Raw genomic sequence first — 496 nt, 5'->3', positions numbered from 1 at the left:
TTGTTCAATATGGGTGATGGTCAAGACCTGATCATCGACAAGGCGGATGCGGATATTGCGCGTGAAGAGTACCGCGATGAACTGCGCTTTGGTGTCGGTATCAAGGAAACCGACATCCAGGTGCTGCGCAGCGGCAACGACATGGTGTTCCGCCACGTCAACGGCCAGGACAGCGTGACGGTGAAAGACTGGTTTGCCGATCGGGTGTACTGGATCGAGCAGATCACCTTCGCTTCCGGCGTGAAGTGGACAGCCGATCAGTTGATGAAGCAAGGCGTGCCGCTGGTGGGTTCCGAGTTGGGCGACACGCTGCGCGGCGGTAATGTCGATGACTGGATGCTGGGCAACGGCGGCAACGATTCGCTGTACGGCGGCAACGGCAACGATCTGCTGGAAGGCGGGGCTGGCGATGACGGCCTGTTTGGCGAAGAAGGCAACGACACCTTGCGTGGCGGTGCAGGCAACGACACGCTTAACGGCGGCAACGGCGCCGACT

1 protein-coding gene is annotated in these 496 nt (G+C 60.1%); it reads left to right on the top strand.

The features are described 5' to 3' along the window. Positions 1-496: calcium-binding protein (locus MOV80_RS23315; protein ID WP_275975400.1), on the top strand; the 496-nt coding region annotated here is incomplete at both ends.

The sequence above is a fragment of the Chromobacterium sp. IRSSSOUMB001 genome (assembly GCF_023507765.1).
In the GTDB taxonomy this organism is placed as follows: domain Bacteria; phylum Pseudomonadota; class Gammaproteobacteria; order Burkholderiales; family Chromobacteriaceae; genus Chromobacterium; species Chromobacterium haemolyticum.
This window is presented reverse-complemented; position numbering and strand designations above follow the sequence as displayed.